19 protein-coding genes are annotated in these 20,266 nt (G+C 35.6%); 5 read left to right on the forward strand and 14 right to left on the reverse strand.

Annotation, left to right across the window (positions count from 1 at the left end; all coding sequences use genetic code 11):
- Window positions 1-90: 90 nt before the first annotated feature.
- The 3 genes from GMD78_RS08130 to GMD78_RS08140 all read right to left on the reverse strand — a co-directional run bounded on the left by GMD78_RS08130 (window position 91) and on the right by GMD78_RS08140 (window position 2,097).
- Complete coding sequence (locus GMD78_RS08130) at window positions 91-270, reverse strand: type II toxin-antitoxin system antitoxin (RefSeq protein ID WP_155668332.1); 180 nt, start codon at window positions 268-270, stop codon at window positions 91-93.
- A gap of 25 nt (window positions 271-295) precedes the next feature.
- A complete protein-coding gene (locus GMD78_RS08135; protein WP_155668333.1) occupies window positions 296-1,141 on the reverse strand; it encodes an SPFH domain-containing protein in 846 nt (281 codons plus the stop codon).
- Between the two features lie 86 nt (window positions 1,142-1,227).
- On the reverse strand, window positions 1,228-2,097 hold the full coding sequence (locus tag GMD78_RS08140) for a ComEC/Rec2 family competence protein (protein ID WP_155668334.1): 870 nt from the start codon (window positions 2,095-2,097) through the stop codon (window positions 1,228-1,230).
- A 254-nt stretch (window positions 2,098-2,351) separates the two neighbouring features.
- On the opposite strand from GMD78_RS08140, the gene GMD78_RS08145 reads away from it, so the two are divergent.
- Window positions 2,352-2,996, forward strand: coding sequence for a lysozyme inhibitor LprI family protein (locus GMD78_RS08145; RefSeq protein WP_155668335.1), 645 nt, complete (start codon window positions 2,352-2,354; stop codon window positions 2,994-2,996).
- 169 nt (window positions 2,997-3,165) lie between these two features.
- Here GMD78_RS08145 and GMD78_RS08150 read toward each other — a convergent pair whose 3' ends face one another.
- The 5 genes from GMD78_RS08150 to GMD78_RS08170 form a co-directional block, all read right to left on the reverse strand.
- A complete protein-coding gene (locus GMD78_RS08150) occupies window positions 3,166-5,301 on the reverse strand; it encodes an ATP-dependent Clp protease ATP-binding subunit (protein WP_155668336.1) in 2,136 nt (711 codons plus the stop codon).
- 327 nt (window positions 5,302-5,628) lie between these two features.
- Window positions 5,629-7,209: an acyl-CoA synthetase MbcS gene (mbcS, locus tag GMD78_RS08155; protein ID WP_155668337.1), complete on the reverse strand. Its 1,581-nt coding sequence runs from the start codon at window positions 7,207-7,209 to the stop codon at window positions 5,629-5,631.
- A 185-nt stretch (window positions 7,210-7,394) separates the two neighbouring features.
- Window positions 7,395-8,192: a delta-lactam-biosynthetic de-N-acetylase gene (pdaA, locus tag GMD78_RS08160; protein ID WP_155668338.1), complete on the reverse strand. Its 798-nt coding sequence runs from the start codon at window positions 8,190-8,192 to the stop codon at window positions 7,395-7,397.
- A gap of 54 nt (window positions 8,193-8,246) precedes the next feature.
- The gene (locus GMD78_RS08165; RefSeq protein ID WP_155668339.1) at window positions 8,247-9,551 is read right to left on the reverse strand and encodes a Na+/H+ antiporter family protein; all 1,305 of its coding nucleotides are present in this window, start codon (window positions 9,549-9,551) and stop codon (window positions 8,247-8,249) included.
- A gap of 161 nt (window positions 9,552-9,712) precedes the next feature.
- On the reverse strand, window positions 9,713-10,540 hold the full coding sequence (locus tag GMD78_RS08170) for a YfkD famly protein (protein WP_155668340.1): 828 nt from the start codon (window positions 10,538-10,540) through the stop codon (window positions 9,713-9,715).
- Between the two features lie 132 nt (window positions 10,541-10,672).
- Here GMD78_RS08170 and GMD78_RS08175 point away from each other — a divergent pair, with 132 nt between their 5' ends.
- Entirely contained in the window at window positions 10,673-11,857 is a 1,185-nt protein-coding gene (locus GMD78_RS08175; protein ID WP_155668341.1) for an MFS transporter, read from the forward strand.
- A 173-nt stretch (window positions 11,858-12,030) separates the two neighbouring features.
- On the opposite strand, the gene GMD78_RS08180 is transcribed toward GMD78_RS08175, so the two are convergent.
- Window positions 12,031-12,723: an amino acid ABC transporter permease gene (locus GMD78_RS08180; protein ID WP_155668342.1), complete on the reverse strand. Its 693-nt coding sequence runs from the start codon at window positions 12,721-12,723 to the stop codon at window positions 12,031-12,033.
- Between the two features lie 14 nt (window positions 12,724-12,737).
- Entirely contained in the window at window positions 12,738-13,598 is an 861-nt protein-coding gene (locus GMD78_RS08185) for a transporter substrate-binding domain-containing protein (RefSeq protein ID WP_155668343.1), read from the reverse strand.
- A gap of 309 nt (window positions 13,599-13,907) precedes the next feature.
- Here GMD78_RS08185 and GMD78_RS08190 point away from each other — a divergent pair, with 309 nt between their 5' ends.
- Complete coding sequence (locus GMD78_RS08190; protein WP_155668344.1) at window positions 13,908-15,833, forward strand: heavy metal translocating P-type ATPase; 1,926 nt, start codon at window positions 13,908-13,910, stop codon at window positions 15,831-15,833.
- Between the two features lie 15 nt (window positions 15,834-15,848).
- Here the strand turns inward: GMD78_RS08190 and GMD78_RS08195 are convergent, their stop codons facing one another.
- The 3 genes from GMD78_RS08195 to GMD78_RS08205 are packed head-to-tail and all read right to left on the reverse strand — an operon-like array spanning window position 15,849 to window position 17,478.
- Window positions 15,849-16,679 carry a YihY/virulence factor BrkB family protein gene (locus tag GMD78_RS08195; RefSeq protein WP_155668345.1) on the reverse strand — a complete coding sequence of 277 codons (831 nt, stop codon included), beginning with the start codon at window positions 16,677-16,679 and terminating at the stop codon, window positions 15,849-15,851.
- Between the two features lie 30 nt (window positions 16,680-16,709).
- On the reverse strand, window positions 16,710-16,994 hold the full coding sequence (locus GMD78_RS08200) for a YtxH domain-containing protein (RefSeq protein WP_155668346.1): 285 nt from the start codon (window positions 16,992-16,994) through the stop codon (window positions 16,710-16,712).
- A gap of 16 nt (window positions 16,995-17,010) precedes the next feature.
- Window positions 17,011-17,478, reverse strand: a complete 468-nt coding sequence (locus tag GMD78_RS08205) for a low molecular weight protein-tyrosine-phosphatase (RefSeq protein ID WP_155668347.1) — start codon at window positions 17,476-17,478, stop codon at window positions 17,011-17,013.
- A gap of 200 nt (window positions 17,479-17,678) precedes the next feature.
- Between GMD78_RS08205 and GMD78_RS08210 the strand changes: the two genes are divergently transcribed.
- Entirely contained in the window at window positions 17,679-19,031 is a 1,353-nt protein-coding gene (locus GMD78_RS08210) for an alanine/glycine:cation symporter family protein (protein ID WP_155668348.1), read from the forward strand.
- A gap of 234 nt (window positions 19,032-19,265) precedes the next feature.
- Here the strand turns inward: GMD78_RS08210 and GMD78_RS08215 are convergent, their stop codons facing one another.
- Window positions 19,266-19,805, reverse strand: a complete 540-nt coding sequence (locus GMD78_RS08215) for a transcription repressor NadR (protein WP_155668349.1) — start codon at window positions 19,803-19,805, stop codon at window positions 19,266-19,268.
- A 271-nt stretch (window positions 19,806-20,076) separates the two neighbouring features.
- On the opposite strand from GMD78_RS08215, the gene GMD78_RS08220 reads away from it, so the two are divergent.
- Window positions 20,077-20,265, forward strand: coding sequence for a hypothetical protein (locus GMD78_RS08220; protein ID WP_155668350.1), 189 nt, complete (start codon window positions 20,077-20,079; stop codon window positions 20,263-20,265).
- The last annotated feature ends 1 nt before the right edge of the window (window position 20,266 follow it).

The following is a 20,266-nucleotide window of genomic DNA, read 5'->3' on the forward strand; positions in this document are numbered from 1 at the left end:
CGAGGTGAATTAAATATCTTGCTGTATTAAAAAATATCCATACTTCTCAATTTAGATACTAGATCGATCTTTATAAACGCTCCCTTACTGTCAATCAGTATCCATTTTCTTATCTTGACTCTTTGGTAGTCTACCTGCTTCTTTTGCTGCTTGGCGTAATAAATATTCTACATGACTATTGACACTACGAAACTCATCCTTTGCCCATGCCTGTAAAACGTCATATAATTTCGGATCGATTCGTAATGGAAAACTCTTTTTTTTAGCCATAAAAACCCTCTTTTATATAAATGATCTATTGATATAAGGTACCAGTATTGATAACCGGTTGTGTTCCATGATCAGAAACAATTGAAACTAGTAAGTTATTGGTCATCGCTGCACGGCGTTCATCATCCAATTCAACTAACCCATCTTTTTCAAGCCTATCAATCGCATCCTGCACCATACCAACAGCACCTTCTACAATAAGTTTTCGAGCGGAGATAATCGCACTCGCTTGTTGACGTTGTAGCATTGCTTGAGCAATTTCTGTGGAGTAAGCAAGATGCGTTAAACGCGCCTCAATCACTTCCACTCCTGAAACCGTTAAACGATCTTGTAATTCTGTTGTTAATTCCCTTGAAATCTCTTCAGCATTCCCACGTAAGGTAAGCTCAACCTCTTCAAATGTATCATATGGATAATTTGTTGCAACCGAACGGATCGCTGTTTCACTTTGAATTTCCACAAATTTTTCATAGTTATCTACATCAAAGACTGCCTTTGCAGCATCAACTACTTTGAATACAATAACCGCAGCAATTTCAATTGGATTCCCATTGACATCATTCACTTTTAATCGTTTACTATTAAAATTTCTAACACGAAGGGAAATCGTCTTTCGAATAGAAAATGGCACAGTAATCACAATTCCTTCTCTTCGAATCGTCCCCATATATTTACCTAAAAAAATTACAACAACAGATTGATTAGGTTGAACAAGTGTTATACCGCTACCTAATGTAATCGCAATTACCAAACAAATAGCACCTAGAATAAACTCTTGAGCGATAAAACTAAATACTGTTCCTGCTAAAAGTAATGCAATTACTAAAACACCGAGAAATCCATTAATCATCCAAGCATTTCTTTCTTTCATCAGAATAATTCCCCTTCCCCAAATCATAATATTATTTTTATATTATTATGATATCACTTTTGTATAAAACTGTAAATAAATTTTTGTTAACTTGTTTTTTCTAACAACCCCTCCATTGGACTTTTCTTTGGAAAAACAAAAAAATTCTCTCCCTCAGTTCGAATAACAATATCTCCAAACACAGCAGTTGAATATATTTGTGCGTTTATATTGTACAAATTCTCTATAACCCGGTTAACAGGATGACCATAATCATTTTTTTTACTATAGGTTAGTATAGCTACTTGAGGATCTACTTCCTGAAGAAATTCTAGAGAGCTGCTTGTTTTAGAACCATGGTGAGCTACCTTCATGATTTCTGCATTTACATCATATTTTTTTATTAATTGTTTTTCTTGCTTTTTTTCAATGTCGCTTAATAATAGAAAATCAATCTCCTGGTAGCTTATTTTTAAAGCAATAGAGGATTGATTATTGTTTTTGCCTTTGTCATAGGTATTTAATACAGTAATATCAACTAAAGGGTCGATTTTTATCTTTTCGTTTTGCTTTGCAATTTTAATTGGTATTTTCTCTTTACGTACCGTATTTAAATACTTTGCATAAGTTTGTGTTGTATGCAATTTTCCCGAATCGATAATCCTGTTCGTTTCTATCGACCGCATTACTTCTGGTAACCCTCCAACATGATCCTTATCTGGATGTGTTGCAATTAATAGATCTATCTCCTTTACGTCACGATTCTCTAAATACTTAACAACTTTTTTTCCTGCTTTCGGTGGGCCACCATCAATTAAAATATTCTTCTCATTAGGAGTTTGAATGAGTATACTATCTCCCTGTCCAACATTTATAAAATGGACAACCAGTTCATCGGGACGCGGCTCCTGACTAGTCATTCCAGTAAGAATTGTGCTAATAAAAATCAAGATAACTACACGTTTAAAGTACTGCATGTATAACATCCTTTTATGGAGAAATTACTAATTTAGTTTGTCACGTTTTGAGGTAAAATATTTATTGGTCGAGAGATGTCATTGCTTCGTAAGGCGATGGCTCCAAACAAAAAATTGGTTGATTCCGGAGGGAAAACACAAAACAAACAGGGGATTTATGGTAATATATAAAAAGAAATAACTCTTGCTTATTTACGTGTAGAATGTTGAAATAACAATAGGAATATCTAACAGAAAAAGAAAGGTAGCATGTTATGAAAAACAATCAGAAATTTTTAATGGGAATATTAACGGTATTATTAGTTATTTTGACTGCTTGTGGAAACTCATCTAACGAGTCGGACAACCATTCCTCAAATAATAGTTCGAATCAAAATGAAAATGGTGAATCATCAAGTAAAGACGGATCAAATATAGATAAAAATAAAACAGAAAACTCTTCAGAAGGTTCTGAGACTGACCAGATAAATGACCGAGATGAATCCTCTAATCATACATCGACATATTCAAGTGAAGGAGAATCCTCCAGCAGTAGTGACAATGAAGTTACTGAAAAGGAAGAATATCTGCAAAAACTTAATGAAATGGAAGAATTAGATAGAAACTTAGAAGCCGAAACAACCATATTAGCTATGGAGGAACAAGAGGCGGAAAGATTTAAAACCTGGGATGAGGAATTGAATAAAATCTATGGCGTGTTGAAAGAGCAGCTTAGTACAGAACAGATGGCTAACTTAAGAGAGGAACAACGAAACTGGATCGAACATAGGGATGAAGCTGCTAAAGAAGCATCACTAAAATATAAGGGCGGTTCGACGGAATCTTTAGAATATGTAGCAACGCAAGCAACCCTTACAAGAGAAAGATGCTATGAGTTAGTTGCTAAATATATGAAGTAACTTTTCACTTCACTAAATTCATTATGAAGATGCAATTTAGATTATAAAAACATACTTAAATACGGGTTCTTAACATTCAAAAATAAAGCTCAGAGTCAACTATTCTCTGAGCTTTTTCCATGGTTATTAACTGTGTGAATCCCAAAATCAAAGGCTTTTCTATTAACTATTAAGCTTTTTTAACTACAATCACACCATCAGCCAATTCTACATTGACTGCAGATACAGATTCTTCTTCAAGCAATAGATCTGTTAATTGATCTTCAATTTTATCTTGGATGACACGGCGTAATGGTCTTGCTCCGAATCGTGGGTCATAGCCAAGACGTACTAATTCTCGTTTTGCTTCATCTGTAATGGTGATATTCATGTCATTTTCTTCTACTGTTTCTTGTAAGTCTTTAAGCATCAAGTCTACAATTTCGACTAAGTTATCTTCTGACAACTCATTAAAGTTAATAATCGCATCAAAGCGGTTTAAGAACTCTGGTTTAAAGTATTCACTTAAGTTTTCTAACTGTGAAACAGACTCATGCTCTGTACTATTGAAGCCAACATTAACTTGTTTTACTCCAGTACCAGCATTACTTGTCATGATAATAACCGTATCTTTAAAGCTTACTGTTCTACCATGTGAATCGGTTAGATGACCATCCTCCATAATTTGTAGGAACATATTTTGCACGTCTGGGTGCGCTTTTTCAATTTCATCTAATAGAATGATTGAGTAAGGATTACGACGTACACGTTCAGTTAATTGTCCCGCTTCTTCGTGGCCAACATAGCCTGGAGGGGAACCGATAATTTTTGAAACAGCGTGTTTTTCCATATATTCACTCATGTCTAATCGAATGAGTGAATCACGTGTTCCAAATAACTCTTCTGCTAATGCTTTTGTCAATTCTGTTTTACCTACACCAGTTGGTCCAACAAATAGGAATGATCCAATTGGACGATATTTCGATTTAAGACCAGCACGGCTACGGCGAATTGCTTTAGCCACTTTAGCTACTGCTTCATTTTGACCGATTACTTTCTTACCAAGATTTTCTGCAATATTTTTCATTTTTTCTTGTTCATCTGTTTGAAGCTTCGTTACAGGTATACCTGTTTTTTCTTCCACAATTAATTGAATGTCAGAAACATCTACATCAATTACTTGCTCTTCGTCTTTAGCTTTTTCTAATTGTTTTTGCAGTTGAATTTCTTGGTAACGAAGGTTGGCTGCACGCTCGTAATCTTCTCTTTCGGCAGCTTCTTCTTTTTCACTAATAATCTCTTGCAGTTTTTGCTCAATAGAATTTGAGTCTTTTTCTGCATTTGCAAGGTTTAGACGAGATCCAACTTCATCCATTAAGTCGATTGCTTTATCTGGCAAGAAACGATCTTGGATGTAACGTTCAGAAAGTGTTACGAAATTACGGATAACATCGTCAGAGTAACGTACTTCATGAAATTTTTCATAACGATCTTTAATGCCATTTAAAATTTGGATCGCTTCTTCTACGCTTGGTTCTTTAACCATGATCGGTTGGAAGCGTCGCTCTAGAGCTGCATCTTTTTCAATTTTACGGTACTCTTTTAATGTAGTTGCACCGATGATTTGCATTTCTCCTCGTGCCAATGCTGGTTTTAAAATGTTTCCAGCATCCATTTGTGAGCTTTCTGCAGTACCAGCGCCTACTAATAAATAAATTTCATCTACGAAAAGAATTACGTCTTTACGAGATTGCACCTCTTGAATCAACTTTTTCATTCGTTCTTCAAATTGACCACGAACCCCTGTATTAGCAACTAGGGATGCTACGTCTAATAGATACACTTCTTTATTCATTAATTTTGCAGGTACATTTCCTTCAGCAATTTTAAGAGCAAGCCCTTCTGCAATTGCTGTTTTACCAACACCAGGCTCCCCAATTAGGACTGGGTTGTTTTTATTTCTTCTATTTAAAGTTTCAATTACTCGGTTTACTTCTTTGTCACGGCCAATTACTGGATCAATCTCACCATTTCTAGCCGCATGTGTAATATTTTTTCCTAATTGATCAATTAGACCATTACCTTTATTTCCTTTTTGCTTTGTTCTAGTTGTTGTATTGCTAGAACCATTTCCTTGAAAATTTGCAAATGCATCTTCAGCATTTCCACCCGAAAATGGATTTGAGAACATATCATTGGAGTTCATCATTTGATTTTGGATTTCACGGAAACATGAATTACAGAGGTGCATCTGCATTCTTTCATGGTTCATTTGCATTTGTACATTAATATTAGCTTCATTTACACCACATTGTTGACATTTCATTTTCCATTCCTCCTACTAAGATTTAATTTATATCAATTTGACTTTGACTATCTTTGACTTTCTGACTTCATTATACTCTGACCTTTTTTGACTTTCAAGTGTTTTGTTTGGATTTTTTTAAGCTATTGGGTGATATGCTGAATTAATGCGTGGTTTTGCTGAATTATCGTATGATATGCTGAATTATTCATAATTTCGCTGAAAAAGCACTCCAATATGCTGAAAAAATTAAAATTTCGCTGAATCACATGGACTAACTCCAACCCCCAACCCCATCCAATAAAAAATAAAAAGCCTCCATCCATCGGACAGAGGCTTCTACTATACTTATTTATTCAATAATTCCTGTTGTCTTAATTCCACACGTCTTATTTTACCTGATGTTGTTTTTGGTAGTTCATTCAAAAATTCAATTTCTCTTGGATATTTATATGGTGCTGTCAATTCCTTCACATGGTCTTGTAGATCTTTAATCAGACTAGGATCTTCTTTATCGACATTCTCTTTTAACACGACAAATGCTTTTACGATACTTCCCCGAATTTCATCAGGACTAGCAACTACAGCACATTCCTGTACGGAAGGATGTTTGACTAAGGCATCTTCAACTTCAAAAGGTCCAATCGTATAGCCAGAGCTAATTATAATATCATCTCGTCGCCCCTCAAACCAGAAGTAGCCATCCTCATCTTTACGTGCTTGATCCCCTGTTATATAGAAATCACCACGTCTTGACATCTGAGTACGCTCTGGATCTTTATAGTATTCGCGGAATAAGGCTGGACTGTTCAGTCTAACAGCAATATCTCCTATTTCATTTACGCCTACTGGTTCACCAAATTCATCAATGATTTCGACGTCATTACCAGGAGTTGGTTTCCCCATAGACCCAGGTTTAACCTCCATATCTTTCATGACACCCAATAATAATGTATTTTCTGTTTGACCGTATCCATCTCTAACTGTTACATCAAAATACTTTCTAAATGTATCAATAACTTCAACATTTAACGGTTCCCCAGCTGAGACAGCACTGTGAAGCTCAGACAGTTTATATTCGGATAATGTATCTACTTTGGCCATTAACCTGTATTCAGTCGGTGTACAACATAGCACATTAATATCATGATCCTGTAAGAGACTTAAATACTTTTTCGGATCAAATTTTCCATGATAGATGAAGCCTGTTGCTCCAGTTCCTAAAACAGATAAAAACGGACTCCAAATCCATTTTTGCCATCCAGGCCCAGCTGTTGCCCATACTTTATCCCCTTCCTTGATGCATAGCCAATTTTCAGGAGCCGTTTGTAAGTGAGCAAATCCCCATCCATGTGTATGAACTACACCTTTAGGGTTACCAGTCGTTCCAGATGTGTAGGATACAAATGCAATGTCGTCACGCGTAGTTTCAGCCGTCTCTAATTCTTCACTAGCATCCTCCATAAGTCCATCTAAAAATAACCACTCGTCTACTGGTTTTCCTACAACAAATTTCTTTAACTGATCATATTCCTGTAAATCTTTATATTGTTCGATAAAAGGATAATAACTTACAACACCATCTACTTCACCATGACTTACCCGATATTGTAAATCCTTTGTTTTTAGCATTTCAGAGCTAGGAATCACAATTATTCCAGTTTTTAATGCAGCTAAATAGACTTCATAAGCCTCGATCAGTCTTGGGATCATTATTAGGATCTTGTCGCCTTTTTTTAATCCACTACTATAGAAAGCGTTCCCAATTTTATTTACATTTTTCAGTAACTGAGCATATGTAATTTCGCGTGAATTACTGGAATCATCCTTCCATATTAACGCATGTCTAGCTGGAGCTATCTTCGCAAATTTTTCAACCTCTTTTACGATGTTATAATCATGTGGAGCAATTAGATCTTCTCGCTTCATTCTATCAACTCCTAACTTTTATTTAACATACAGTATAGCAAATATTTATAAAATTTAAAATGATTATACAGTATATTATTGTTCATTAGGTGATGATTCCAACTGATCAACTATTGATGTAGAATTCGAAGGTAGAACAGGTCCTAATGCTCTCCATAAAAAAAGCCGATGAAAATCTCATCGACTTAATAACCATATATTTCTTGTGGAATTTTATCCTTTATTACAAAATCATCTAGGCTTTTAAAAGTGTAGCCTTCTGCCTTCAAGCCTTTAATTAAATGTTCTAATGCTTTTGCATTGTCTTCAGAAACGGCATGGAGCAATATAATCGCTCCTGGATGAATTTGTTTCATAATCTGATCATATGCAAATTGCCAGCCACGTTGGGAATGGGTGTTCCAATCAATAAACGCTAATGACCAAAACACATGGATATAGCCTAATTCATTAGACCATTGTAACGTTGTTTCATTAAACATCCCCTTTGGCGGACGTAAATATTTCATATCCTTTTGATCAGATATATCTGCTACAGCTTTTTCAAGGCTTTCTAACTCTCTCTTCATAACATCCTTGGTTACAATAGTAAAGTCTGGATGATGATATGAGTGATTACCTATGATATGTCCTTCAGACACCATTCTTTTTATTAGCTCTGGCTGACTCGATACATAATGGCCAGTAACAAAAAAAGCTGCTGGGACATTCTCCTTTTTCAGAACATCAAGCACTTCTTCTGTGTAGCCTTGTTCGTATCCATTATCAAATGTTAAGTAGACATTTTTTTCTCCAGACTCATCAACATAATAAGCACCATACTGTTTAAGTATATCTCGATATTTTCCGACGTCAGGTATTTCGTGGTTAGGGTTTTTCTTAAATCCCCAACCATAACCCTTCGCCTGAATATCTGCTTGGTTTATGGAGAAAGATAGTAAGAACATAAAAGTGATTAATATAATGCTTCTTTTCCTATTCATATCAACCCACCTATCTGCTTTCTTACTCTCCCCCATAACCTTTCATATTATGCACTATAAGATTATCGCACCAACCCATCCAAATAAGAACAATGGAATATTAAAGTGTAAGAAGGTTGGTACACATGTATCCCAAATGTGATTGTGTTTACCATCGGCATTTAATCCAGAAGTCGGTCCAAGTGTACTATCTGAGGCAGGTGACCCTGCATCACCTAACGCACCAGCTGTCCCAATTAATGTAGCAGTAGCTAACGGAGAAAAACCTGCAGCCATAGCGATTGGAACAAATAATGCTGCAATAATTGGAATCGTACCAAACGAAGAACCAATTCCCATCGTAACGACTAAACCAACTAATAATAAAATAAATGCAATTAATGGTTTATTCCCTGCTAAAAATCCAGAAGATGCTTCTACTAAGGCATCCACGGATCCTGTTTCTTTTAAGATATTTCCAAATCCAGATGCTACTAACATTACAAATGCGATTGTTCCCATCATACTAATACCTTCAGTGACAATTTTATCGCCATTTTTAAATGGTACTACGATAAATAAGAACATAGCTACTAAACCTGCTAACGCACCAAGAATTAAATTATCAGTAACTAACTGTACAGCTAAGGCAGCAATAATTGCTACAATCGTTAATGCATGCTTCTTATTGAATTTCACCTCTACTTTATTATCTTCAGAGGCGATATCTTCCCTCTCCGAAACTGCTACCGTACGATCTTTTCGATACGTAATAAAAATAGCAATTAATAATCCTACAATCATTCCCGATCCAGGAATGAGCATTGCTAAAACTGCTTCATTATCAGTTAATGATGAACCATTTTGTACCATTCCATCTATAATAATTCCGTGGAAAATCAGACCAAAACCTGCGGGTATCATGACATATGGTGCCTTTAATCCAAACGTTAAAGCAACTGCAACCGCACGGCGATCCATACGCATTTTATCAAATAGCTTTAATAATGGTGGAATTAAAATTGGTATAAATGCAATGTGTACAGGAACAACGTTTTGTGATAAGGATGCTACACCAGCAATCACTAATAACATCATCGTTTTCTTTCCTGTTAGCACGCGAATTAAATAGTTTACTAGAATAGTAGTAATTCCAGTGTAACTAATCGCTACAGCAAACGCACCAAGTAAAATATAGCTCAATGCTGTATTTGCTTGGCCTCCCATTCCTGAAACTAACATATCTATCGAATCAACTAATGATAATCCAGAAATTAAACCTGCAGTAAGAGCAGCAGCAATAATTGCAATAATAACATTAACTCGTAATAAACTTAAAACTGTCATAACTAAGACAGAAATAACAACTACCCATTCCATTTTTACTTCCCCTTCCATATCACTATGTTTTAATACTTTATCATAGTAAAGCACTAAAGAGATAAAATCAACCCCTTTTTATAAAAAAATATTTTGTTGGGTTGAAAAATGAAAGAAAAGCCCTGAGCTTTAAATTCACACAGAGCTTTTATAGCAGTGTCTTACTGTTTTACTTGAAAGGAGAAGGAAACATGTTCCTGAATTGGAATCCAAGCACCGATTCCTTGCTTCGTAACATTCTTTACAACAATTGACTTCTTAGAGCCTTTTAATTGAATATACACCTCACCAAACGTTACCTGCCCTTTTTCATTTACGGCTGGCGCGTATGCTTTTAACTCTCCATACTTTTTCGGTGGAACTCCGTATGAATTTTCTTTTTTCGTTCCTCTACCAATTGTTGTGTTATAAGAAAGCGGCAATTTCGTCTTTTCTTTAGATTTTAATAACATCATGGTTTTAACATCGTTTGGATTGGTAATTTTACTTGTTAGTGCTCCTTTTATTTCCTTTTGTTCTTGCTGGTTGTAATTTAACTTTTGATTACTATCTCCACCTAAGTTATTTAACTCATTTGTATTAATCGGTTGAAACTCCCAATTTACCGTAGTTTCAGATGACTGATAATTTAACGGCCAACGTCCTAAAAAAACAGAACCACGGTAACCAAAAGCAATTGGAGATGGACTTAATGTTGTTTCATTTAACATTTTGATTAAGTTAGGATTTTCAATCGGTACATCTACACCATCAATTAATTCCTTAGTTAAGTCGCTTGGCTCAATTATTTCTTCATCTTCTGTTGAATTAGGATAGGTATTTTCTTTTGATATGTTTAACACATGACTAGGAATACTGAAATCATCTTTTTCTTCCTTTTTTTCTTCAGCTTCCCCTTCCTTTTCTTCAGCAAAACTAATGACCGGAAGCATTAATACAAGTATAGTAAATACGATAAAAGATACCCCAAAACGGCTATTCTTTTTCATAGTGACACTCCTTTCTTTTTGAGTTAGTTTTTTCTCCCAAATAAATATTATACGTAGGATTGTTTAAATTGACCTTTCCCTCAAAACAATTTAAATTGAAAGGAGTGAACTTATCATGATAGGAGGATCATAATGGTTTCAACTAGAGTTCGTTTTTGGATACTAATTGCACTCGTAACCATTTCTGGATTCTCACAGGGAATGCTATTACCATTATTAGCAATCATTTTAGAACAAAATGGTGTACCTTCCTCTGTAAATGGCTTACATGCAACAGGTTTATACATAGGGGTTTTAATTGCCTCACCATTCATGGAAAAACCAATGCAAAAATTTGGTTTTAAACCGGTAATTGCAATTGGGGGACTACTCGTAATTGTATCGTTAGCCATGTTTCCACTATGGGAAGCATTATGGTTTTGGTTTATATTACGGGTAACGATAGGAATTGGCGATAATATGCTGCATTTTGGAACGCAGACATGGATTACCACAACTGCAGCAAAAGAAACACGAGGTCGTAGTATTGCATTATATGGAATGTTTTTCGGATTAGGATTTGCAATCGGCCCATTGATGACAAGACTTCTATCAGTCAGCCAAGCATTTCCTTTTATCGTTTCTGCTGTACTAAGTTTAATTGTATGGTCCTTGCTATTATTCGTTAGAAATAGCTGGCCTGATGATGAAGAAGAAATTGATACGGTTACCCATTCATCCAGTTCATTCAAACGATTTATCCAAACAGGGAAAATTGCTTGGATTGCCCTACTCGCTCCATTTGGTTATGGCTTTTTAGAAGCAATTCTACATGGCATATTTCCGATTTATGGGTTAAGGATTGGTCATGAGGTAGATATGCTGTCATTAATTATTCCTTGCTTTGCTGCCGGTAGCCTAATTTCTCAATTACCATTAGGGATGCTAAGTGACCGTTATGGGAGACGAAACATATTATTATTTGTATTAACTGGTGGCTTATTCACATTCTTATGCGCAGCTTTTTATGACACATCAGTGGTTGCTTTATTCATCCTATTCACGCTAGCAGGTATGTTCGTAGGCTCTTTATTTTCACTCGGGATTTCCTATATGACGGATTTATTACCAAAAAGCCTACTGCCAGCTGGCAATATCATGTGCGGGGTTGCGTTTAGCTTTGGTAGTATTAGTGGTCCTTATTTAGGTGGCTTGTTTCTACAGCTGTTCCCTAACTTGTCGTTTTTCTATGTCATAGTATTTGTATTATCCATTATCTTACTAGCGTTAGTATTTAGAAAAGAGAATACTGAAATAGCGGAAGTAACAAAAGCGTAAGTGCCCGTTTGTACGATCTGCTCCCCCTCAAAGCGGGTGGTTCAATGTTGCCACAGTTTTAATTGAACATTCTTTCGGCCAGTAAAGCGGAAGGAATAGTACCTCCACTAGTCGTTGGGCGCTTTAGCTGGAAGAATAACAAAAGGAATCAGGACAATGCCTGATTCCTTTTTCTATATATACCTACTATATCGTTTTTCTAAACGATCTTGCATATAAGAAATTACTATACAGATTGGCCAATAAATTAAAGCAACCAAAATGTACATGGTCATAGAGTCAAATGTTCTTCCTGCAACAATTTGAGCTTTTTGAAAAAGCTCAGGAACTGTAATCATCGCTGCAAGTGATGTTGCTTTTACAATATCCATAAACACATTAGTAAGTGGTGGAACTGCGATTCTAGTTGCTTGAGGTAATATAATTTTTCTTAGTGTATACCAATATCCCATATTTAGGGCTCTTGCAGACTCCCACTGTCCTTTGTCAATACTGTTTAATGCAGAACGAATAATTTCCGCTATATAAGCAGCACTATTCAAACCAAATCCAAGAGTGGCTGCCACAACTGCAGTTAATTTAAGACCAATAGTTGGCAGTCCAAAATATAATAGAAATAAGAAAACCAACATAGGAGTTCCACGCATAAATGAGATATACACCCTCGCTGGCCAACGAAGAACAATCTGATCAGAACCCCGAGCCAACGCTAAGAATAAACCTAAAAATAAACCAATTCCCATTCCGATCACAGCTATTAGTAGTGTCATTGGTATCCCTTCTAATAGAAAAGGGATACTTTTCCAAGCTAATTCCGGATCAAATAGATATTGTAATTGAACGTCATCAAATTGAAATCCAAACATTTACTTACACCTAATTACTCAATGCCTTCAATTTCAATGATTTCTTCATCTGGTTCTTTAGAAACATCCAAACCACCAAAGAATTCTGCTGATAGTTCCGTAAGCGTTCCATCTTCTTTCATATCTGCAACTATTTCATTTATCTTTTCAAGTAATACAGTTGCCTCTTTCTTCATTACAACATTATTCGTAGTAGGATGCATCTTTAAATCTGGATGAAGTGTAATATTCAACTCTGGAAAAGCTGTTAATGCTAAACTTTGTAAATAATAATCATTGATGACTACATCTGTATTGCCATTAGCAACATCACGTAAGTATGCGTCATTTGTTACATTTCCATAAGTTTTAACTTCTGCACCATATTTTCTTGCTATTTCACTATATACTGTAGTTGCAGCTCCGCCAGCAACTTTACCTTCTAGGTCCTCTAAGGTTTCTATTCCAGAAAGGTCATCTGCACGTACAATCATAGTTACGTAAGAGTATTTTACTGGTTCGCTAAATGCAAACTTTTCTCTACTTTCCTCACGAGGTCCCGCTTGAATAATATCTACACGACCACTTTGCAAAGCAGAAAGCATTGCGTCATATGCCATTTCTTCAAACTTTATATCTACATCTAATCGATCTGCAATTTCTCTGAATACTTCAACGTTATAACCAGTTAGTTCATCTGAATCTTCTGGGTAGTACGACGCCGGAAACAGGGTTCCTGCAGTTCCAACAACAATTTCTCCTCTTTCCTGAATATCAGCCCATACTTTATCTTCGACTTCCTCATTTTCTGCCCCATCATTTTCTTCAGCAGTACCACAAGCTGCCAAAACTAACATTGATACAAGTAAACCTAAGAAGAGTATTAACTTCTTCATGATGAATCCCCCTTTTATTATTGTTATATAAATTTTCCATAATTAATTATAACAGTTTATATTTAATTATAAAACAATTTTATATCTGTATCTTTTTGAAAAATATAATAGTGATACAGATATAGTACAGTTTGCACGTGAAACCAAAACTTTATCTTGACATCGATAACAACCATGATAAAATTATAATACATACTAAATTATAATTATTATAAAAAGAAACATAAACATAGTAAAAACCTATTTTATATTTATGTATCATCCTTTTGTAAATGATTATTATTCTCAATTAAATTGGAGGTATTGAAAATGAGTTTAAATACAGGGGCACTAGAGTCTTACCATAAATCACCGATGCGTATTAGTAATATGTTTCGTCGCATACTTCCTCACATTGAGCTAATTGCCGCTCTGTTAAGCGGTCTTATTATCCTTGTAACCTGGCTCTTAGCTGAATCTATATCACAGCCTCTCTGGGTGATCTTACATGTATTAGCTTTCATCATAGGAGGTTATGCAAAAGCGAAGGAAGGTATTCAAGATACAATTACAAACAAAGAATTAAATGTGGAAATGCTTATGATTTTTGCTGCAATCGGCTCTGCAATCATCGGATACTGGACAGAGGGTGCCATCCTCATTTTTATTTTCGCCTTATCTGGAGCATTAGAAACCTACACCATGAATAAAAGTAATAAAGAAATTTCTTCCTTAATGGATCTACAACCTGAGGAAGCGCTGTTAATAGAAAATGGGCAAGAAAGAATTGTACCAGTTTCTGAGCTACAGATTAACGATATGATACAAGTACGTGCTGGTGAGCGTATACCAGCTGATGGAACGATTGTCCATGGAACAACAGCTATAGATGAAAGTGCCATTACCGGAGAATCCATTCCTATTAATAAACATGAGCAAAATGATGTATTAGCTGGGACGGTTGCCTTAGATGGAACAATTCAGGTTAAAATAACAAAGCCAGCAAATGAAACAATGTTCCAGAAGATAATAGAATTGGTGCAATCAGCACAAGAAGAAAAATCGCCTTCCCAATTATTTATCGAGCGATTTGAAGGTACGTATGTAAAGGTCGTTTTAATTGTAGTAACGATTATGATGTTTTTACCATATCTCATATTTGGATGGACATTGTCTGAAAGCATCTATAGAGCTATGATTCTACTTGTAGTAGCCTCTCCTTGTGCACTTGTTGCATCAATTATGCCTGCAACCTTATCTGCTATTTCTAATAGCGCAAGAAAAGGCGTTCTTTTTAAAGGTGGGTTGCACATTGAAAATTTAGGTCATGTAAATGCCATTGCCTTTGACAAAACCGGGACACTAACAAACGGAAAACTTACTGTAACGGATGCATTCTACGATGATCAAGTTAACCAAGATGAAATTCTAGCAACAGTCGGTGCTATTGAAAAACAATCAACTCACCCACTTGCTCAAGCATTAACTAATTTTAGTAGTACACAAATGAACACTATTCCAGTAACTGTAGATGATATGAAAACCATTGGCGGTAATGGGGTTCGTGCCAAAGTAAATAATCAAACATGGAGAATTGGCAAACCAGATTTTGTTGGAAAAGAAGAGGCTAACGTATTTTATAATGGAATACTAGAAACATTAGCTAGTCAAGGAAAAACGGTAGTGTTCGCTAAAAAAGGGGATAGAATTGTAGCTGTTTTCGGATTAAAGGATACGATTCGAAAAGATACAAAACAGGCTATAAAACTACTACGAGAAAATGGTGTCCACACCATCATGCTTACAGGTGATAATGAAATTACCGCTAAGGCTATTGCGGAGGAAGCTGGCATTGACGATTATATTGCAAACTGCCTCCCAGAAGAAAAGGTAGGACATATAAGAGAACTAAAGAATAATTTCAAAAATGTAGCAATGGTCGGCGATGGAATTAATGATGCACCTGCATTAGCAACTGCTAACTTAGGCGTTGCTATGGGCGAAGGAACGGATGTAGCACTTGAAACTGCTGATATGGTTTTAATGAAAAATAATCTAGATAAAATTACAAATGCTATCAATCTATCAAAACGAATGAATCGCATTGTAAAACAAAATATTTACTTTTCTTTAAGTGTGATTGTCATCTTAATACTATCGAACTTTTTCCAAGTCATTGATTTACCATTAGGTGTCATCGGTCATGAAGGAAGTACGATACTAGTTATTTTAAATGGACTAAGATTATTAAAATAGCCCCTCATCCAGGGGCTATTTTTCATGCTTATTTAATTTGTTTTTTCGAATTACAGCATTTAGTACTCCACCAATTATAATAATAACACCTGACATGTATAACCAGATCATTAATACAATAACAGCACCAAGACTCCCATACATCGCAGAATAATTTCCGAGATTTTCTACATAAAAAGAAAATACAAAGGAAACCAACTGCCAACTAATTGTTGCAAAAAGCGCACCCCATATAGCATTTCTAAAATATATTCGTTTATTTGGTGCTAGTTTATATAAGAAAAGAAATACGATGAAAAACACACTGGAAGAAATAACCCATCTAAGCATTTCCCAAAAGCTTAAAAAGTCCTCTGTAAGTCCAAATAGAGAGAATATATAATGCCCAATCATTCTTCCTAGAACCGGTAAAATAATGGCAATTACAATAACCATAACCATCCCAATAGTTAATATAATTGCAATGAGTCTAGAAATGATGAAAGATCTATTTTCCTCAACTTCATATGCTCGGTTAAATGCTCTCATAATCGCATTAACACCATTTGACGCTGCCCAAAGCGTACCAATCAACGTTAAAGATAATAAACCACCATTTTGAGAATTTGCTAATTGGTTAAGATTTGTATTTATTAGCTCCATCGTTTCGTCAGGTGCTACTGCTGCAACCATATTCATTAGGCTTTTTTCACTAAACGGTAAATAACCGATAAGCGTAATGAAAAATAATAAAAAAGGAAAAAGCGATAACAAGAAGAAATAGGCAAGTTGTGCAGCTAAACCAAAAACATCCGCTTCTATGATCCGTTTGTATAGCTGCTTTAAAAAGTCTACAACTTGCTTCATTTATGTTTCCTCACCTTCAACTATCTATTTTTATTCGATCCGTTTTTTCGTAACTTGATCTAATGTATTTTCTACTTGTTCTAATGCATTAACTGCATTTTCAACCTGATAGGTAAAAGTTTTATTGAACTGCTCGAAAACAACTCTTGCATTATGAACCGTTTCTGACGGATGCCTTAAGCAATAAGATGTCTGTGTTGTCATTGTTTTAAGCTTATCTTTTGTATAAATACGTGTATCTCTATCAAATAATGCAGTTAACCCGCCTACTGCTGCTCCTATTGCAATACTTGCTAATAATCTACGTCTACCCATTAACATTCCTCTCCTTTTATATGTTATGTTTGTTGCGAATATACATTAATAATTTCTTGCTGCCTTCTGAAACAAGCTGATACGTGTAATCAAAATTCCCAGTATAATATGGATCAGGTACATTTTTAGTTTCCGGTTCATCGACAAAATCCATTAACTTAGCAACGACGGTATCATTACCTATTTGAATCCGATTTAAATCTTCGATGTTTTGATCATCCATTGCAATCAGATAATCAAATTCTTCCCAATCACTTTCTTTTACTTGCCTAGCAGTAATACCTTGGTAATCAATCTTATTTTGATCCAATAATGCTCTAGTACCTTCATGTGGGACATTACCTACATGCCAATGACCTGTACCACCTGAATCTACTTCTATTTTGCCTTCCAAATTTTCTTTTATTACAAGATCTCGAAATACAGCCTCTGCCATTGGTGATCTACAAATATTGCCTAAACATATAAATAGAACTCGAATCATTGAATATTTACCACCTTTCCTTTTCATTATAATCAAAACGCGGATGATCTTTAAGTAAAATGGTGTTTTTTTCATGTCTTTCCCTATCTTACCAACTATGTGAAATTTCTTCTGATTTCGGAAAATCTTTAAAAAAGGCTTGACTTTTCATGTAATATTCGAAATATTTAATATAGTACAATTTAAAAGGGGGAAGAGTAATGAACGATATACTAGGAGCAATTAGCGATTTTGTCTGGGGACCTCCAACATTAATATTAATTGTTGGAACAGGTATTTACTTAACACTTCGTTTAGGCTTTTTGCAATTTAAGACGTTGCCCTACGCACTTAAATTAGCATTTAGCCCAAAACGACAAGACAAAAAATCAAAGGGGGACATCAGTCATTATCAAGCATTAAGTACGGCTATGGCCGCCACGATAGGAACCGGGAATATAGTTGGGGTAGCAACTGCAGTTGTTCTCGGTGGACCTGGTGCAGTATTTTGGATGTGGATTACCGCGTTCTTCGGTATGGCAACAAAATATGCCGAAGCATTATTAGCTGTTAAGTATCGTGTTGAAAACAGTAAAGGCGAGATGTCCGGGGGACCGATGTATTACCTGGAAAATGGCCTTAAGCAAAAATGGCTAGGAGTATTATTTGCTATATTTGGTGCCTGTGCAGCTTTTGGAATTGGAAATATGGTTCAATCTAATTCCGTATCAGATGCATTAAATAGCTCCTTTAATGTACCTACATGGGTGACTGGTCTTATGCTAACAGGATTAGCCGCATTAGTTATTCTTGGAGGAATTAAAAGTATCGGTAGGGTTACTGCATTTTTCGTTCCGATTATGGCTTTATTCTATGTTATTGGTGGATTAATCATTATAATTATGAACCTTGATCTCGTACCTGCTGCAGTTAGTTTAATCTTTACAGATGCATTTACTGCTAGCGCTCTTGGTGGAGGTATTTTAGGTACTGTAATTCGTTACGGGGTAGCACGTGGAGTATTCTCTAACGAAGCTGGTTTAGGTTCTGCACCGATTGCTGCAGCTGCTGCTAAAACTGACTATCCTGGACGACAAGCACTTGTATCAATGACACAGGTATTCATTGATACAATCATCGTATGTTCCATCACAGGTATTACTATTGTTATGGCAGACCTTGCTGGAAGTGGACTAGAAGGTGGGCCATTAACATCTGCTTCATTCGCTGCATTCTTAGGTGATGCTGGTGGCCATATTGTAACACTAGGAATTGTATTCTTTGCCTTTTCAACCATTGTTGGTTGGTCATACTACGGTGAAAAATGTTTCGCATACTTATTCAATGATAAGGCAATTCCAATCTATCGCGTAATTTTCGTTGCTGCTATTATGTTTGGTGCTGTCCAAACACTAGACGTAGTATGGGGAATATCAGACATTATGAACGCATTAATGGCAATCCCTAACTTAATTGGACTTTTAGGGTTGTCAGGTGTAGTTGTTTATGAAACAAACAAATTCCTCAAAGTAGCAAAAGAAGAAAAAGAACAGGAAAAAGCAAAAGCATCTTAACGTTAACAGTTTATAAAGAAGAAGCTTGGTTGATCAAGCTTCTTTTTTATGCTTGATTTTATTAACGGAGGAATGGGTGGCAACTTTGTTTAGCTGGCGGATCCTCTTCATCCTCTCTAGACTCTCTTTTTTGCTTTATAACGGAATGAGGATCCAACTTTGTTCAGCTGTTGGTTCCTCGTTCCGCTATTTCAACAACCTCTCCATATGAGCTGACTCCGGAATCTCGCCACATCACTCCAATAAATAACCTTTTCCTCGAAGTGCTTCGCATGCTTCATCCAATTGTTTTACGGTATCCGCTTCAATCGTGTGTAAATGAACTCCTTCCGTCAGCTTAGATAATAGAGACGCCTTTTTATTCTCTAATTCTTCTAAAAACGCATCCACATCTCTTCGATTCTTAAGCATTAATGAACCAGTCAGGTCACCATAGATTGGATGCTCTACCATTACATTTTTAACACTCACTCCATGATCGACTAAGGTGTACAATTCATCCGCTGTCTCCTCCGAGTTATGTGATACTACGATTATTCTCGATTCTTTTTGTGTACTGTTATTTTCTTTAAAGTAAACATATCCACGAGAGGTGGCAATGATTGGTTCTCCTTTAGCCTTTAGCAAGGAGATATCTTGTACAATCACTTGTCGGCTTACTTTTGTTTTTTCTGCCAATGATTTTCCTGTAATTGGTTCTCCGCTATCTTGAAGCCATTCTAATATTAAGCTTCTCCTTCTTTCCCCTAAAACCTTTGCACCGTCATCTTGCATCACAATCTCCCCTTTCCATATCAATTCATTCTAATATGTAAATATTTAAAATTACTGATTTCAATATTGTGAATTACTTTTAATTATAGCGAAACTTCTTCAGGTACGCATTACCTTAACAAGGAAATGTATAAGATTCCAGAATTCATACAACTTAAAAAAGCATTGCTTTTTTTGAGCACGTATGTAAATATAGGTGTAAAGACACTTGTAAAGTGAAAACTTTTAATCAAACGTTTGTTTAAAAACTATACAACAAAGGGGGAATTTCATGATGAAAAGTAAATCTAAGCTATTTTGGGGAGCTCTTATTGTCTTACTAATTGTATTGGCTTATATTCTTCCTTACACCGTTCTTTCAAAAGTCAATGATTGGTATGGAAGTTTTCTTTTATGGGGAATCATAGGCGTACTTATTATTATTGCTAACTATATGGTAACAAGGGATTGGGGGAAATAAT

It is taken from the genome of Ornithinibacillus caprae (assembly GCF_009728145.1).
Taxonomy (GTDB): domain Bacteria; phylum Bacillota; class Bacilli; order Bacillales; family Amphibacillaceae; genus Ornithinibacillus; species Ornithinibacillus caprae.

Excerpts from the sequence above, each read along its gene's own strand:
- GMD78_RS08185 (WP_155668343.1), bottom strand. The coding sequence starts at position 13,598 with ATGAAGAAGTTAATACTCTTCTTAGGTTTACTTGTATCAATGTTAGTT.
- GMD78_RS08130 (WP_155668332.1), bottom strand. The coding sequence starts at position 270 with ATGGCTAAAAAAAAGAGTTTTCCATTACGAATCGATCCGAAATTATAT.
- GMD78_RS08215 (WP_155668349.1), bottom strand. The coding sequence starts at position 19,805 with ATGCAAGATGACGGTGCAAAGGTTTTAGGGGAAAGAAGGAGAAGCTTA.
- GMD78_RS08145 (WP_155668335.1), top strand. The coding sequence starts at position 2,352 with ATGAAAAACAATCAGAAATTTTTAATGGGAATATTAACGGTATTATTA.
- GMD78_RS08150 (WP_155668336.1), bottom strand. The coding sequence starts at position 5,301 with ATGAAATGTCAACAATGTGGTGTAAATGAAGCTAATATTAATGTACAA.
- GMD78_RS08200 (WP_155668346.1), bottom strand. The coding sequence starts at position 16,994 with ATGGGTAGACGTAGATTATTAGCAAGTATTGCAATAGGAGCAGCAGTA.
- GMD78_RS08170 (WP_155668340.1), bottom strand. The coding sequence starts at position 10,540 with ATGAAAAAGAATAGCCGTTTTGGGGTATCTTTTATCGTATTTACTATA.
- GMD78_RS08135 (WP_155668333.1), bottom strand. The coding sequence starts at position 1,141 with ATGAAAGAAAGAAATGCTTGGATGATTAATGGATTTCTCGGTGTTTTA.
- GMD78_RS08220 (WP_155668350.1), top strand. The coding sequence starts at position 20,077 with ATGATGAAAAGTAAATCTAAGCTATTTTGGGGAGCTCTTATTGTCTTA.
- GMD78_RS08205 (WP_155668347.1), bottom strand. The coding sequence starts at position 17,478 with ATGATTCGAGTTCTATTTATATGTTTAGGCAATATTTGTAGATCACCA.
- GMD78_RS08195 (WP_155668345.1), bottom strand. The coding sequence starts at position 16,679 with ATGAAGCAAGTTGTAGACTTTTTAAAGCAGCTATACAAACGGATCATA.
- GMD78_RS08165 (WP_155668339.1), bottom strand. The coding sequence starts at position 9,551 with ATGGAATGGGTAGTTGTTATTTCTGTCTTAGTTATGACAGTTTTAAGT.
- GMD78_RS08190 (WP_155668344.1), top strand. The coding sequence starts at position 13,908 with ATGAGTTTAAATACAGGGGCACTAGAGTCTTACCATAAATCACCGATG.
- GMD78_RS08210 (WP_155668348.1), top strand. The coding sequence starts at position 17,679 with ATGAACGATATACTAGGAGCAATTAGCGATTTTGTCTGGGGACCTCCA.
- GMD78_RS08180 (WP_155668342.1), bottom strand. The coding sequence starts at position 12,723 with ATGTTTGGATTTCAATTTGATGACGTTCAATTACAATATCTATTTGAT.
- GMD78_RS08175 (WP_155668341.1), top strand. The coding sequence starts at position 10,673 with ATGGTTTCAACTAGAGTTCGTTTTTGGATACTAATTGCACTCGTAACC.
- pdaA (WP_155668338.1), bottom strand. The coding sequence starts at position 8,192 with ATGAATAGGAAAAGAAGCATTATATTAATCACTTTTATGTTCTTACTA.
- GMD78_RS08140 (WP_155668334.1), bottom strand. The coding sequence starts at position 2,097 with ATGCAGTACTTTAAACGTGTAGTTATCTTGATTTTTATTAGCACAATT.
- mbcS (WP_155668337.1), bottom strand. The coding sequence starts at position 7,209 with ATGAAGCGAGAAGATCTAATTGCTCCACATGATTATAACATCGTAAAA.